The 14,903-nt window shown below is 57.2% G+C and carries 13 protein-coding genes; 5 read left to right on the top strand and 8 right to left on the bottom strand.

Translation table 11 applies throughout. From position 1 onward, the window contains the following. Window positions 1-51 precede the first annotated feature (51 nt). Window positions 52-963 (bottom strand): LysR family transcriptional regulator, encoded by a 912-nt coding sequence (locus tag HII27_RS24090; protein WP_185669896.1) that lies wholly within the window; start codon window positions 961-963, stop codon window positions 52-54. Window positions 964-1,178: 215 nt separating this feature from the next. Between HII27_RS24090 and HII27_RS24085 the strand changes: the two genes are divergently transcribed. Then, window positions 1,179-1,505, top strand: coding sequence for an EthD family reductase (locus HII27_RS24085; RefSeq protein ID WP_185669895.1), 327 nt, complete (start codon window positions 1,179-1,181; stop codon window positions 1,503-1,505). Here the strand turns inward: HII27_RS24085 and HII27_RS24080 are convergent. The 3 genes from HII27_RS24080 to aegA form a co-directional block, all read right to left on the bottom strand. Beyond that, the gene (locus HII27_RS24080; RefSeq protein ID WP_185669894.1) at window positions 1,502-2,551 is read right to left on the bottom strand and encodes a DUF1176 domain-containing protein; all 1,050 of its coding nucleotides are present in this window, start codon (window positions 2,549-2,551) and stop codon (window positions 1,502-1,504) included. The two genes, HII27_RS24085 and HII27_RS24080, sit on opposite strands and share 4 nt — an antisense overlap. 102 nt (window positions 2,552-2,653) lie before the next feature. Beyond that, the gene (nudK, locus tag HII27_RS24075) at window positions 2,654-3,232 is read right to left on the bottom strand and encodes a GDP-mannose pyrophosphatase NudK (protein WP_185669893.1); all 579 of its coding nucleotides are present in this window, start codon (window positions 3,230-3,232) and stop codon (window positions 2,654-2,656) included. 57 nt (window positions 3,233-3,289) lie between these two features. Further along, window positions 3,290-5,272, bottom strand: coding sequence for a formate-dependent uric acid utilization protein AegA (gene aegA / locus HII27_RS24070; protein ID WP_185669892.1), 1,983 nt, complete (start codon window positions 5,270-5,272; stop codon window positions 3,290-3,292). Between the two features lie 327 nt (window positions 5,273-5,599). Here aegA and acrD point away from each other — a divergent pair, with 327 nt between their 5' ends. Next, window positions 5,600-8,713, top strand: a complete 3,114-nt coding sequence (gene acrD / locus HII27_RS24065; RefSeq protein ID WP_185669891.1) for a multidrug efflux RND transporter permease AcrD — start codon at window positions 5,600-5,602, stop codon at window positions 8,711-8,713. Between the two features lie 140 nt (window positions 8,714-8,853). Here acrD and ypfM read toward each other — a convergent pair whose 3' ends face one another. Next, entirely contained in the window at window positions 8,854-8,913 is a 60-nt protein-coding gene (gene ypfM, locus HII27_RS24060; RefSeq protein WP_001386977.1) for a protein YpfM, read from the bottom strand. 357 nt (window positions 8,914-9,270) lie between these two features. On the opposite strand from ypfM, the gene HII27_RS24055 reads away from it, so the two are divergent. The 3 genes from HII27_RS24055 to HII27_RS24045 are packed head-to-tail and all read left to right on the top strand — an operon-like array spanning window position 9,271 to window position 11,038. Then, window positions 9,271-9,630 (top strand): ArsC family reductase, encoded by a 360-nt coding sequence (locus tag HII27_RS24055; protein WP_185669890.1) that lies wholly within the window; start codon window positions 9,271-9,273, stop codon window positions 9,628-9,630. A 54-nt stretch (window positions 9,631-9,684) separates the two neighbouring features. Further along, on the top strand, window positions 9,685-10,812 hold the full coding sequence (gene dapE, locus HII27_RS24050; protein WP_185669889.1) for a succinyl-diaminopimelate desuccinylase: 1,128 nt from the start codon (window positions 9,685-9,687) through the stop codon (window positions 10,810-10,812). Between the two features lie 25 nt (window positions 10,813-10,837). Then, window positions 10,838-11,038, top strand: coding sequence for a YpfN family protein (locus tag HII27_RS24045; RefSeq protein WP_185669888.1), 201 nt, complete (start codon window positions 10,838-10,840; stop codon window positions 11,036-11,038). Window positions 11,039-11,127: 89 nt separating this feature from the next. Here HII27_RS24045 and ypfH read toward each other — a convergent pair whose 3' ends face one another. The 3 genes from ypfH to ypfJ all read right to left on the bottom strand — a co-directional run bounded on the left by ypfH (window position 11,128) and on the right by ypfJ (window position 14,792). Continuing rightward, window positions 11,128-11,826, bottom strand: a complete 699-nt coding sequence (gene ypfH, locus HII27_RS24040; RefSeq protein WP_185669887.1) for an esterase — start codon at window positions 11,824-11,826, stop codon at window positions 11,128-11,130. Window positions 11,827-11,902: 76 nt separating this feature from the next. Next, window positions 11,903-13,903: a tRNA(Met) cytidine acetyltransferase TmcA gene (locus HII27_RS24035; RefSeq protein ID WP_185669886.1), complete on the bottom strand. Its 2,001-nt coding sequence runs from the start codon at window positions 13,901-13,903 to the stop codon at window positions 11,903-11,905. Window positions 13,904-13,919: 16 nt separating this feature from the next. After that, window positions 13,920-14,792, bottom strand: coding sequence for a KPN_02809 family neutral zinc metallopeptidase (gene ypfJ / locus HII27_RS24030; RefSeq protein WP_185669885.1), 873 nt, complete (start codon window positions 14,790-14,792; stop codon window positions 13,920-13,922). Window positions 14,793-14,903 lie beyond the last annotated feature (111 nt).

Below are 14,903 nucleotides of genomic sequence, written 5' to 3'. Positions count from 1 at the left end.
TTTCCATCTATGCTTTTTCGTTATGTTCGCCATAACCAAATCGTTATGGGCTTAATCCAACCGCCCCTCCTGACCCGCCCGCACCAGCTCATCCACCGCATAGCGAATCTTCGGCAACAGCTGGCGATTCTTCGGCCAGATGGCGCTGATGGGCATCTCCGCGCCCGCGCTTTCCGCCAAGACTTCAACCAGCAATCCTTGTGCCAGCGCGTCTGCCACCAACCAGCGCGGCAGCTGCGAGAGCCCGCAGCCGGCAAGCGTTGCCGTCAGCATGGCATCACTGTCGGCCATCTCAAAGGTTGGCGGCGGCGTGAAGCGCGTTACCCTCCCGTCCGCCGATTTTAGCAGCCACGAAATCGGCTGATTCCGCCGAAAACCGACCACGCAGCGATGGTGAGCCAGCGCTTCTGCGCTCAGCGGCTCGCCGAATGCCGCCAGATAGGCCGGGGCCGCGCAGATAACCAGCTTCTGCGTCGTCAGTCGTCGAGCGACCAGCCCGCTGCTGTCGGCCAATTCACCGATGCGCACCACCAGATCAATCCCCTCTTCAATCAGGTCAACAAAGCGCTCGCTGAAGGTCACCGTCAGCGACAGTTCAGGATAGCGTTGGGTAATGGCTAGCAGGATCGGCAGCACGCGCTGGCGGCCAAAAGCCGACGGTAGATCAACCCTCAGCCGACCGGACGGATGAATCACGTGCGAAGTGAGCTCAGCTTCCGCCTGCTCAAGAATATCGATCGCCTGCTGACAGCGCGAAAGGAAGGCTTCGCCGTCGGGGGTCAGGCTCAGGCGGCGGGTAGAACGCTGAAACAGCGTTAGCCCAAGGCGCGCTTCAAGACGGCTCACGCTCTTGCCCACCGCCGATTTGGTCAGCCCCAACTGCTCTGCAGCGGCGGTAAAGCTGCCCTGCTGTGCCGTTGTCACAAAAGCGGTGATCCCGCCGAGGTTGTCGGTTTTTCGCATCGTTCTACGTCCACGGAATTAAGTCCCCTCAAGCTGTAGCGTATTGGAGAATTTATGTCTACAAAGAAGCAACTAAAACCCCATTTATCGTCAGAATAAAATCAATCATAGTATTCAGCGTGATGACGAATCGCCATCATGCGGCAAAACAGGCCTGTTAAGCCATCATCCTGAATCGTTAAATTAATCATTACGTTGATAAGCTGGAGAACATTATGACGACGGTAAACGGTTTTAAACACGTCGGTCTGGTGACGAAAAAAGAGACGCAGAGTTTTGAAGAATTTGTCGCCCACTGGCAGGCCGTGCACAGCAAGATTGCCCTGGCACTGCCGGGTCTGCGCGGGTATGTGCTGAATCCTATCGATCGCCGCGTCTACCCTGACTCACCGATCGACGGTTTTTCCGAGCTGTGGTTTGATTCACTGGAGGATGCAATGGCGGCCTTTGCTTCCCCGGTGGGTCAGGAGGCGTTCGACGACGTGCCGAACTTTGCCGCTCACGTAGCCGTTACCTATATTACGGAAATCAGAAAGCGTTAACCGGAGACCCACTGCGTCGCCCATGCATCCGCGTTCTGCCAGCTGTCGCATTCCGGCTGCGCGGCATAGCGCACCAGGCGGAAGCGTTGGCCGTCGTAGCGCCAGCGCGTTTGCACGCCACAGTCGCCCAGACCACGGCCTTTATCCAGCGTCACCAGCTCCCGGGAATTTTCATTGAAGGTCAGATTGACCAACTCAATATCACGGCTATCGCTACCGGCAGGCAAGAACGGCAGGCGCAGACGTATTGGCGTAGTGATGAACGGCTTCTGACGCGATACCAGCCAGGCAAGATAGATGGTGTTATAGGCGCCGGATTCGCAGCTGGTCATGATCAGCGCTTTATCATCGCTTAAGGCGGTGACCCACACTTCGCGACGGATAGGGTCCAGAGAGCACTGGTTGTTGTTCATGCGCCAGGTGGCGAAGTCGAGCAGATCGTTGTACTCATCATGGTTCAGCGGCACGGGCGCGGGGATCGCTTTCACCGCTGATTTCAGCGCCGGTGCGGGCGGCACGCTCATTGGCGGCTCGTCACCTTTGCGAACCCATGCGGTTTCATTACCCACGCGCTTTTGCTGAGCGTCGATAAACAGCAGCGCGGCCTTCAGCCCCTTCAGCGACATCACCTGCACGCCTTTATCCAGCGTAATCGCATCGGCATCCTGAACCTGCTGGAGAAACGCATCAATGGTGACGCTATCGCCGGTGGTGAGCAGTTTAGGCTGCACCTTCCAATGTTCGCCGGAAAGCTTCAACGGTTTGCCGTCCAGCAGCAGCCGCGGCTCAATCGCCGGAACGGCGGCAACCGGGTTCACCAGACCGCCCAGCTCAATACGCAGCTGCGCATCGGTGTGCGCTCCGGCGCTACGGCTTAACGTCATCACCAGACCGTGGTGCAGACCCACGTTGCGGGTGACGCAGAAATTCTGGTTATTACAGGTCACTAACCAGTCGGAAAACAGCTGCTGCGCTGGCGCGGCCCACGTCACCGACGTCGGGAGCCACCCGATGCAGAAGAAAAACAGGAGAACGTGGTAACGCATGGACGGTACAACCCCAGAAGAAAAAAGCATCAGCATACTGGGGGTATCTTCACTATCGAAGCGGCAAGGCTCAATCGGATTTATCGGATTGAGCATTGTCCCTTATTGCGCCATAAGGCCGGAGTTTTGCAGATACTGGAGCAAAATCACCGTCTTACCGTCGCAAATTCCGCCACAACGAATCATCTCAATTGCCTGCGTAAACGGCAGCTCCAGCACGTCGATATCTTCATCTTCCACCCCACCGCCGTCATTCTGCCGCAGACGTTCGTCATACTCGGCGATAAAGAAGTGGACGATTTCGGTAACGCCGCCTGGTGACATATACAGCTGGAACACTTTACGCACGTTGCTGACCTGGTAGCCGGTCTCCTCAATCGCCTCTTTACGGATGCAGGCTTCCGGCTCGTCATCGTCCAGCAGGCCCGCGCAGGTTTCAATCAACATACCGTCGATATTACCGTTAACCCAGGTGGCGACGCGAAACTGGCGCACCAGCACCACGCTCTGTTTCTGGCGGTTATACAGCAGCACCGTCGCGCCGTTGCCGCGATCGTACACTTCGCGCTTATGCTGGACGACCTCACCGTTTCGCTGGGTTAAGTTGTAGGTGATATTGCGCAGGATAAAGTAGTTTTCGGAGAGGATTTTATCTTTGATAACGGTGATATTCAGGGACATGCGGGCTCCACGGCGGAATACGAATAGCACATATTACGCCGCCGAGCCCAGCTATCGTCAATGCGCAGGGATGCTTTTTACCCCCAGCCAGTCGAGAATGCCCTGTGCGGCGTGCCGCCCTTCGGCCATCGCGGTGACCACCAGATCGGCCCCGCGCACCGCATCGCCACCGGCAAAAATCTGCGGGTTGCTGGTCTGATAGCGGTAAGGCGAATTGACGTTAGCGCGAATACGCCCCCAGTCGTCGACATCAACACCTTTAGCATTAAGCCACGGCATGCTGTGCGGATGGAAACCAAAGGCCATAATCACCGCATCGGCGGGCATCACAAACTCGCTGCCGGGGATAGGCATCGGCCGACGACGGCCCTGCGCATCCGGCTCACCAAGCTGAGTGCGCAGCAGGCGAATGCCGCAAACGTGACCTTTCTCATCCAGTTCGAGGGTTACCGGCTGAACGTTAAACTCAAACTCGGCCCCCTCTTCTTTGGCATTCTTCACCTCTTTTTTCGACCCCGGCATGTTGGCTTCGTCGCGACGATAGGCGCAGGTCACCTTCTGTGCACCGTGACGCAGCGCGGTACGCACGCAGTCCATCGCCGTATCACCGCCGCCGAGCACCACCACGTTCAGCCCTTTGGTATTGATGTAAGGCTCGTCAGGTAGCTCACCGATGCCCATCACGTTTTTGGTATTAGCAATCAGGAACGGAAGTGCGTCGTAAACCCCTGGCGCATCTTCATTCGGCAAATCGGCCTTCATCGAGCGATAGGTTCCGACGCCGACAAACACCGCGTCGTAATCCGCCAGCAGCGTCTCCAGCGCGATATCTTTACCAATCTCGCAGTTCAGCTCAAAGCGAATGCCCATCTCGGTAAAGATCTCACGGCGGCGCGCCATCAGCGATTTATCCAGCTTGAAGGAGGGAATGCCGAAAGTCAGCAGGCCACCAATTTCCGGGTGACGGTCAAACACCACTGGCTCCACGCCCTGGCGCACCAGGATATCGGCGCACGCCAGCCCTGCCGGACCAGCGCCGATAATGGCGACCCGCTTACCGCTGCTGGCAACGTTACCAACCGTAGGCCGCCAGCCTTTGGCCAGTGCACGGTCAGAAATATAGCGTTCGATATTGCCAATGGTTACCGCGCCGTGTTCGTCACGAATGGTGCAGGCCCCTTCGCACAGCCGGTCCTGCGGACAGACGCGGCCAGTAATTTCCGGAAGCGGGTTGGTTTGGTGCGACAGTTCTACTGCGGCGTCGATATCCCCGGCGTTCACGCGTTCAATCCACTGCGGAATATGATTGTGCAGCGGGCAGGTCCATTCACAAATGCTGTGTTCACCGCAGGTCAGGCAGCGTGAAGCCGCCTGCTGCGCCTGCGCTTCTTTTAGCGGCAGATAGATTTCAGCAAAGCCAGTTTTGCGGGCGTCGATATTCAGCTTATCCGCCTCACCGCGTGCGGGCGTCTGCGCCATCTGCTCAACTTTGCTGCGCTGCACCTCAGGGGCAACGGCACGGCTGTCGCTGTGCCATGGCTGCGCTTCCCGGCAGGCAGTTTGCAGGCGGCGGTTTTTAGCGATATCGGTAAGCTGCTGGCTGGTCATCAATTGCAGCGCATCTGCCGGGCAGTTCTCCACGCACGCCGGACCCGCCGCGCGGTCATGGCACAGATCGCATTTATGAGCGCTGGCTTTGACGCGACCCTCTTTGGTTGGCGTCAGCACCATCTGCATGGTGCCGAACGGGCAGGCCACCACGCAGGATTTGCAGCCGATACATTTTGCCTGATCGACCAGAATGGCGTCATCGTTCTGACGTATCGCGCCGTTCGGACAGCTACGGGCGCAGGGGGCATCTTCGCAGTGGTGGCAGGTTGCCGCCCCACGTTGATTATTCATCTTCACGGTCGTAATGCGCGGAATAAACTGCGCTGAAGTCAGCACATGTTGCTCATCGTTATGCGACATTACACAGGCTACTTCACACGCCTTGCATCCAATGCATTTTTGGCTATCTACCCTAATAAAACGGTTCATACATTCTCAGCCTATGGTTCAAATTAACCTTATATTTATAAGTCCTATTTATTAGCCGAGTATTCCTCACCCAGGCAATGTCCATTTGCCCAGAAACGGTGACTATTTATCAGTATGATGTGGCAGATCAAAAAATTTCAGCTTAAATGAAATTACGTTTCAGGGGCCAAGGCCGATAGCGTAAGGATGTGCAAACCGTTTCTGAAAAGCGGAATGATAATTTACATTATCTCCTTTTTTTCTCCACGATTGCTGAGGGCCTTACCGCTACAGTGTTTGACGCAATTCAGTACGTAAAAAAATGAACAACACGAGGTTCGGATCCTGATGGCGAATTTCTTTATTGATCGCCCCATTTTTGCCTGGGTGCTGGCAATCCTTTTGTGCCTCACAGGGGCCCTGGCGATATTTTCTTTACCCGTTGAGCAATACCCTGACCTCGCGCCACCGAACGTGCGCGTCACGGCAAACTATCCAGGTGCTTCCGCGCAAACGCTGGAGAACACCGTCACGCAGGTTATCGAGCAGAATATGACCGGTATCGATAACCTGATGTATATGTCTTCACAAAGCAGCGCCACCGGGCAGGCAACGATTACCTTAAGCTTTGTAGCAGGTACTGACCCTGACGAAGCGGTGCAGCAGGTACAAAACCAGCTACAAACCGCCATGAATAAGCTGCCGCAGGCGGTACAAACTCAGGGCGTCACGGTGCGTAAAACCGGGGATACCAACATTCTGACCATCGCCTTCGTCTCTACCGACGGCAGCATGGATAAGCAGGATATTTCCGACTACGTCGCCAGTAACATTCAGGACCCCATCAGCCGCGTGGACGGCGTGGGCGATATCGATGCCTATGGCTCACAGTATTCGATGCGCATCTGGCTGGACCCGGCCAAGCTTAACAGCTACCAAATGACCACGGCCGACGTGACAAATGCGATTAAATCCCAGAACGCCCAGATTGCGGTCGGCCAACTTGGCGGCACGCCGTCCATCGACAAGCAGGCGCTGAACGCCACGATTAACGCCCAATCGCTGCTGCAAACACCGCAGCAGTTCCGCGACATTACGCTACGCGTCAACCAGGACGGTTCAGAAGTGACCCTGGGCGATGTGGCGACCGTCGAAATGGGTGCAGAAAAATACGACTACCTCAGCCGCTACAACCGTAATCCGGCCTCTGGCCTGGGGATTAAGCTCGCCTCTGGCGCCAACGAAATGGCGACCGCCGAGCGCGTGATCCAACGTCTGGATGAACTCAAGCAGTACTTCCCACATGGGCTGGAATATAAAGTGGCCTACGAGACCACCTCGTTCGTCAAAGCCTCAATTAAGGATGTGGTAAAAACGCTGCTGGAAGCCATTTTGCTGGTGTTCCTGGTGATGTACCTGTTCCTGCAGAACTTCCGCGCAACGCTGATTCCGACCATTGCCGTTCCGGTGGTATTGATGGGTACCTTCGCCATTCTTTACGCCTGCGGATACAGTATCAACACCCTGACGATGTTTGCGATGGTGCTCGCCATCGGCCTGCTGGTGGATGACGCCATCGTGGTGGTCGAGAACGTTGAGCGAATAATGAGTACCGAAGGGCTCACACCGCGGCAGGCGACGCGTAAATCAATGGGGCAGATTCAAGGGGCGCTGGTGGGTATCGCCATGGTGCTGTCGGCGGTCTTTATCCCGATGGCCTTCTTCGGCGGCACCACCGGGGCTATCTATCGTCAATTCTCTATTACCATTGTTTCAGCAATGGTGCTGTCGGTGCTGGTGGCGATGATCCTCACCCCGGCGCTGTGCGCCACCCTTCTCAAGCCGATTCATAAAGGCGAAGTGCACGGCACCAAAGGCTTCTTCGGCTGGTTTAACCGTCATTTCGATGCCAGCGCGCGTCGCTACGAATCCGGCGTGGCCAGAATTCTCCATCGCAGTATCCGCTGGATGCTGATTTACGTGCTGTTGCTGGGCGGCATGGTATTCCTGTTCCTGCGCCTGCCTTCCTCCTTCCTGCCGTTGGAAGACCGCGGCATGTTCACTACCTCCGTACAGCTGCCGAGCGGTTCGACGCAACAGCAGACGCTGAAGGTGGTGGAGCAGGTTGAAGACTATTTCTTCAAAAATGAGAAGGACAACGTCACATCAATATTTGCCACCATTGGCTCCGGCCCCGGCGGTAACGGCCAGAACGTGGCGCGCATGTTCGTGCGCCTGAAAGACTGGGACGAGCGTGACAGTAAAACCGGCTCCTCGTTCGCCATTATCGAACGTGCCACCAAAGCGCTGAACAAAATTAAAGAGGCCCGCGTTTACGCCAGCAGCCCGCCGGCCATCAGCGGCCTGGGCAGCTCTGCCGGTTTCGATATGGAGCTGCAGGATCACGCCGGTGCCGGGCACGACGCGTTGATGGCCGCCCGCGATAAGCTGCTGGAGCTGGCGGGTAACGATCCGCAGCTGACGCGCGTACGCCACAACGGTCTGGACGATAGCCCGCAGCTGCAGGTTGATATCGACCAGCGTAAAGCGCAGGCGCTGGGTGTGTCGATCGATGATATCAACGACACGCTGCAAACCGCGTGGGGTTCAAGCTACGTGAACGATTTTATGGATCGCGGACGCGTGAAGAAGGTCTACGTTCAGGCGGCGGCGAAGTACCGCATGCTGCCGGAAGACATGAACCTATGGTACGTGCGTAATAATTCCGGGCAGATGGTGCCATTCTCCGCCTTCGCTACTTCACGCTGGGAGACCGGTTCACCGCGTCTGGAGCGCTATAACGGCTACTCGGCGGTTGAGATTATCGGTGAAGCCGCACCGGGCGTCAGTACCGGTACTGCCATGGACGTGATGCAAAACCTGGTGCAGCAATTACCAACCGGCTTCGGCCTTGAATGGACGGCGATGTCCTATCAGGAGCGGCTGTCAGGGGCGCAAGCACCGGCACTTTATGCCATCTCACTGCTGGTCGTCTTCCTCTGTCTGGCGGCGCTGTATGAGAGCTGGTCGGTACCGTTCTCAGTCATGCTGGTGGTACCGCTAGGGGTTATCGGCGCGCTGCTGGCGACCTGGATGCGCGGGCTGGAAAACGACGTTTACTTCCAGGTAGGGCTGCTGACGGTTATCGGCCTATCCGCCAAAAACGCCATTCTGATCGTCGAATTTGCCAACGATCTGAATCAGAAAGGGGAAGATCTGCTGACAGCGACGCTTGAAGCCTGTCGCCAACGTCTGCGCCCTATCCTGATGACCTCGCTGGCGTTTATCTTCGGCGTACTGCCGATGGCGCTCACCACCGGTGCGGGTTCCGGCGGGCAGCACGCGGTGGGTACCGGCGTGGTCGGAGGGATGGTTTCCGCAACCATTCTGGCTATCTTCTTTTTGCCGCTGTTCTTTGTGCTGGTGCGCCGCCGCTTCCCGCTAAAAGAGAAGCCGGAATAACGGGTAAACGCTAAAAACAGAAAAGGCGACATGATGAATGTCGCCTTTTGACCTTTATGTGATGCAACGACTCTGTACTGCAAACAACACCATCATGGTTATTGAAAGAACACAGCGCTTTTAAATCACATTGCTGAAAATTATTTACGAAGCATCACTTCAATAAAATCTTTCCAGTTCCCCAGTTCACGTTCGATCATAACTACCTCTCTTATTATTATGCGTATTTTACGTACAAATGTATGACCTGTGAATACGGTTAATCCGATTACTTTGATTGACGCTGCCAACCTTTGTTTACTGCTTGAGGTCACTATGGGCCGGAATTTTGACATTTAATGTGACCAACAGCAACATTCTGAAATAGTTATCAGAATGTGAATCATATGATACATATTTAACCTATGACAACGCAAACCCGCTACGCCAAAGCGCGTAGATAGCATGATAAACTGTACGCTTTTCAGCCACTTTAGCCGGATAAAATTAAAACAGGCAGCCGCGGGAATTACGTGTATATTCGAGTCCCCTAAAACCTGCAGATATAAAGGTGCAACATGACCATCCTCTACGGAATAAAGAATTGCGACACCATCAAGAAAGCCCGCCGCTGGCTGGATGAGCATCAGGTTGAATATCGCTTTCACGACTATCGCGTCGATGGCCTGACGCCAGAGCTGCTGGCAACCTTTATTGGCGAGCTGGGCTGGGAAGCGCTGTTGAATACCCGTGGCACCACCTGGCGCAAGCTGGATGAACAGGTGCGCGCCGGAATCAACAACGCCGATGCCGCTGCGGCGCTGATGCTGGAAATGCCGGCAATCATCAAACGCCCATTGCTCTGCGCGCCCGCACAGCCTATGCTGCTGGGTTTCAGTGATGCCAGTTATAGCCAATGGGTCGCCCAGACGCGCTAATGCCGTTGGCCCTGTTTTACAGTTTCAGATAACGAAAATAACGAGGTCTAGTTTATGTCTTGCCCAGTCATTGAGCTGGCTCAGCAGCTTATTCGCCGCCCTTCTCTTAGCCCGGACGATGCGGGCTGTCAGGCGTTAATGATTGAACGCCTACGCGCAGCAGGTTTTACCATTGAGCCGATGGATTTTGGCGATACCCAGAACTTCTGGGCCTGGCGCGGCAAAGGAGAAACCCTGGCATTTGCAGGCCACACCGACGTGGTGCCTGCAGGCGATGCTGACCGCTGGATTAACCCACCGTTTGAACCCACGATTCGCGACGGCATGCTGTTTGGCCGTGGTGCTGCCGATATGAAAGGCTCGCTGGCGGCAATGGTCGTGGCGGCAGAGCGCTTCGTCGCTCAGCATCCGAACCATAAAGGCCGCCTGGCGTTCCTGATCACCTCCGATGAAGAAGCGAGCGCCACGCACGGGACGGTGAAAGTGGTCGAAGCCCTGATGGCCCGTAACGAGCGTCTGGACTACTGCCTGGTGGGCGAACCGTCCAGCACCGAAGTGGTTGGCGACGTCGTGAAAAACGGCCGTCGTGGCTCAATGACCTGCAACCTGACCATTCATGGCGTACAGGGACACGTAGCCTATCCGCACCTCGCCGATAACCCGGTTCACCGCGCCGCGCCGTGGATGAACGAACTGGTGTCGATTGAGTGGGATCAGGGCAACGAATTCTTCCCGCCGACCAGCATGCAGATCGCCAACATTCAGGCCGGCACCGGCAGCAACAACGTGATCCCGGGCGATCTGTTCGTGCAGTTCAACTTCCGTTTCAGCACCGAGCTGACGGATGAGATGATCAAAGCACGCGTTATTGCCCTGCTGGATAAATATCAGCTGCGCTATAGCGTTGACTGGTGGATTTCCGGACAGCCGTTCCTGACCGCACGCGGTAAACTGGTCGACGCGGTGGTGAACGCTATCGCGCACTATAATGAAATAGAACCGCAGTTGCTGACCACCGGCGGCACGTCAGATGGTCGCTTTATCGCCCAGATGGGTGCGCAGGTTGTTGAACTGGGTCCGGTGAATGCCACCATTCATAAAATTAATGAGTGTGTGAACGCGGCAGACCTGCAGATGCTGGCGCGGATGTATCAGCGCATCATGGAACAACTTGTCGCCTGACGGCACAACATAAGGGGTAATGCACATGGATTGGCTGTCAAAATACTGGTGGATTCTGGTGCTGGTGTTTCTGGTGGGGGTGATTATCAACGTGATCAAAGATCTCAATCGCGTCGATCACAAAAAATTCCTTGCCAATAAACCGGACCTTCCGCCGCACCGCGACTTTAACGACAAGTGGGACGATGACGACGACTGGCCGAAGAAGGACCAGCCGAAGAAATAGTTCGGTGTCGATCCCGGCGTCGCGTTGCTCGGCTGGGCTACCAGATAGTAGCCCGGCCGAACGCAGTGACGCCGGGGAACACACAAGATTTACATCATCTCAATAAGATCGTCATTTTTCGGCGTACTGCCGCTCAACGCTTCATCGAAATAGTGCTTCGGCACGGTATAACGCAGGTGATCCAGCGCGAACTGCATACTGCGATCGTCTATCGCGTGGCCTAAATCCTCAACGATATCCAGCGTCACATCGCCGCCTGCGGCCTGTAGTGCTTCCTGGCCTTTCACCGCCCAGGCAAGATCGATAACCCGGTCTTCCCCGCCGTGAATCAGGTGGATGGTCGTCGCGGTATCCGCTTTTTCCGGCATCGTCGCGTAGCGGCCGTTAAAGGCAATCACCCGTGATGCCAGCCCCGGCTGCGCTTTAATCCCCTCGAGCGACATAATTGCCCCCTGCGAGAAGCCAATTAATGCCGTCGCCTGTGGACTCACACCGCTCTGTTTCTGCCAGTAGCGCACGGTTTCAATAAAGGTCGGCATAATGGCATCAATACGCGCCTGACGGTTTTCTTCCGTCACGCCCGCCACCGAGAACCACTGGCGGCCCGGTGCCGGGCCACAAGGCTCTGCGCCACCTACGCTAACGATGAGCGCATCCGGAAACAGCGGCGCAAACCAGCTGCCGATCTGGCCCATTGCCACCGGATTATCGCCCACGCCATGAAACAACAGCAGCAGCTGTTGAGCGGGCTTCGCGGGGCTTTGAACAACAAAATGATCGTGTGTCATGGCTGTCTCCTTGGTTTTGACGGTCAGTTTACGCCGCGCCAAAATAATGACCATGCCATTTAACTGAATGAGTCAGTTAAAAAAATTGCAGTTGTTGAACCTGTTTCATGAGCTGATTTGTCCGAACCTCATCGAGGTTCAGCATCGCCTGCGCCGCGTCTTCACGCAGCCTGACCAGCAGCGCTTTCCGCCCGTGCAGGCCAAGGCGGGCGCAGAGCGCCTGCTCATTCTCGCCGGATAAACGTCCACGCAGCGCCGGAAGCGCCAATTCGCTAGTGCCACAAAGTAGGTGCAGGCTACCCAGCGCCGCCAGCATCGGGCGATGAGCAAAGGCAAACCCGGCCAGATCCAACCAGTCATCTTCAGTAAGGATAGCCTCTGGCACATCGGCTAGCGGCACTTTTTCATCGACCCACTGCGAGAGCCAGCGCCACTCACGACACAGCCGATGGTGCTCACGCAGCATCAGCGCTTCTCCCGCCGCCGTGAGTGGACGCAGTGCCATCGCTGCATAGCAGCCGCTGCTCGCCTCCCGCTGGGTGCCAATGCGCACCAGCGTAAAGCCGCAGCGCTGCCAGAAGCGCCAGAGTTCCTCGGTGTAGCCAAAACTCACCGACAGATAATCATATTCCGCCGCCGTTGCCCACGCCTGCGCAATCAGCCGCTGACCTATCCCCTCACGCTGACGCTGCGGATGAACCGCAATTCGACTAATACGCCGCCCGATAAGCGTCGCCGCCAGCGGGCTGCCTCCGTGCGCCGCCATCGACTGCGCCACCAGGTTCCCGCGGGGGCGACGGTAGCCCGCCCACACGGCCTGGCTCAGCTCAGGCGACAATCCCCCTTCATCCACCAGCCATAGCGCACCTGCTGGCCCCTGCGGCGTTTGTGCGCTGATAAAATGCTGCCCCGGCGCATCCATCATCCGCCGTAGATCGAGCGGCGAGGTGCGGTAATGCGCGCCGGAAAGGAGTTGATACAACGCGATGGGTTGCTCAGGGCTGGACTGCCAGACCGATTGGGGAACGGGAAGCAGCGTCACCTCACCGGCTGGCGACGTGGTAAACGCTTCATCGTGGAAAATCAGCACATCGTTAACCAGCGCTTCCAGCGGGCATCCTGCCGCCCAGCGAATAGGCTGGTTAAGGGTGAAAACCTGCCGTTTGGGAAACGTGGCGCAGAGTTTGAGTAAAAAACCGCGTCCGGTACCCTCGTAGCCCTGCACGGTGGTGGTCAGCAGGGTACGGGGAAAGCGAGCGATAAGCTTCTGGAGGAGAGGTGCAGGGATAGCGGCGGCTTCATCCACCACCAGCCAGTCAGCGCATTCGTCTGAGTCCAGCAGCGCATCAGGGGCCATAAAGCGAAAACGCTCACCGGCAAAGGCGGCAATCACCTCCGCCGACGCCCGGGAAGGTGCGGTGACAACAGCCTCGCCGTGCAGGCGCTGGATATGCATCCCCGCCAGCGCTGACTTTCCTCGCCCACGCTCTGCCGTCACCACCGATACGGGTGCGGTCGTCTCCTCCAGCGCCGCCAGAATCGCCTGCTGCTCACGTGCGGGCTCGCCGCTCGCGCGTTGCCAGTCCGGTCGTTCAATTGTCGTGAGCGGTGGCAGCGGTGTGCCCTGCAGCCAGAGTAGCGTCTCTGGATGGCGGGAGAGCGCCCGGCAGAAATGGTCAACAAAGTTCGGCGTGACGATGGGTTCCAGCGAATCACTCCAGCGCAGTGAATCCGCATCGGCATGATGGGGCCACTGCGCCCATTCCGGCACCAGCAGTATCAGACAGCTTCCAGCCCGGAGCGTGCCCGCCAGCGCGGCAAAGGCCGAGACATCAAAGCCATCACGGGCGTCGAAGATAGCGTGCTGGAACTCGCGCCCCAGCAGCGTCACCAGCTTAGAGGACGGGCAGAATGGCGCGGTGGCCGGGTTCAAACCAACCCAGAGCACCTCTTCCCCCGCCGCTGCGCGAAACGCCGTGGCCTGCTGTTCGCTCCACGCGCGTTCGCCGCTTATCACCAGCAGGCGGCGAATGCCCTCCTGCGCCATGCGCTCAGCCTGCGCCAGCAGTTCATCCATGACTCAGGACCCGCCGTCAGAGTGATTTGCTAAAAGTGTTGCACTGCGCCGGGTCGCCGCTATCAAAGCCGCGTTTCAGCCAGGTATAGCGCTGCTGTGAGGTACCGTGCGTAAAGCTATCTGGCACCACGCGCCCTTGCCCCTGCTGCTGCAGACGGTCGTCGCCAATGGCTTCGGCAGCATTCAGCGCCTCTTCCAGGTCACCGGCTTCCAGAATGCCCTGTTTCTGCATGCTATGCCCCCAGACGCCCGCAAAGCAGTCCGCCTGAAGCTCCATACGTACGGAGAGACGATTCACCTCCGCCTGCGAGGCGCCCTGCTGCATCTGACGCACTTTCGGTTCGATACCCAGCAGTTTTTGTACGTGGTGGCCGACTTCATGCGCAATCACGTAGCCCTGAGCGAAGTCGCCGCCCGCGCCAAGCTTGTTTTTCATGTCGTCGTAGAATGAGAGGTCGATATAGACCGTGCTGTCGGTCGGGCAGTAAAACGGCCCCATCACCGATTGCCCGGTACCGCAACCGGTACGGGTCGCGCCGCGGTACATCACCAGACGCGGTGGCTGATAGGTTTTGCCCATCGCCTTAAACTCCTGCGCCCAGGTGTCTTCCGTCGTCGCGAGGATCACCGAAGTGAACTTTGCGGCTTCGTCATCTTTCGGGCCGCTAACTCGCTGGGAAGTTTGCTGCTGGCCGATGGGTTCGCCGGTCATCAGGCCGGTCAGATCCACGCCGTAGTAGCCCGCCACCAGCACGATAACCAGCAGGACAATGCCGCCCTTGCCGCTTGGGATGCGAAAACCCGGGCCGCGCCCGCCCATCATCGGGGATTCAGAATTATTCCGCCGGTCTTCTACATTGTCGCTTTCGCGACGACCTTGCCAACGCATAACTACCTCAGTCTTATTCTCAGAAATACTGAGATGATCGTAGGCGGTTACGGGGGGGATTACCACTGGAAATGTTGTGCGGGGATTTCCCGGCGTCGCTTTGCTCGGCCG

Source organism: Kluyvera sichuanensis (genome assembly GCF_014218705.1).
Taxonomy (GTDB): domain Bacteria; phylum Pseudomonadota; class Gammaproteobacteria; order Enterobacterales; family Enterobacteriaceae; genus Kluyvera; species Kluyvera sichuanensis.
This window is presented reverse-complemented; position numbering and strand designations above follow the sequence as displayed.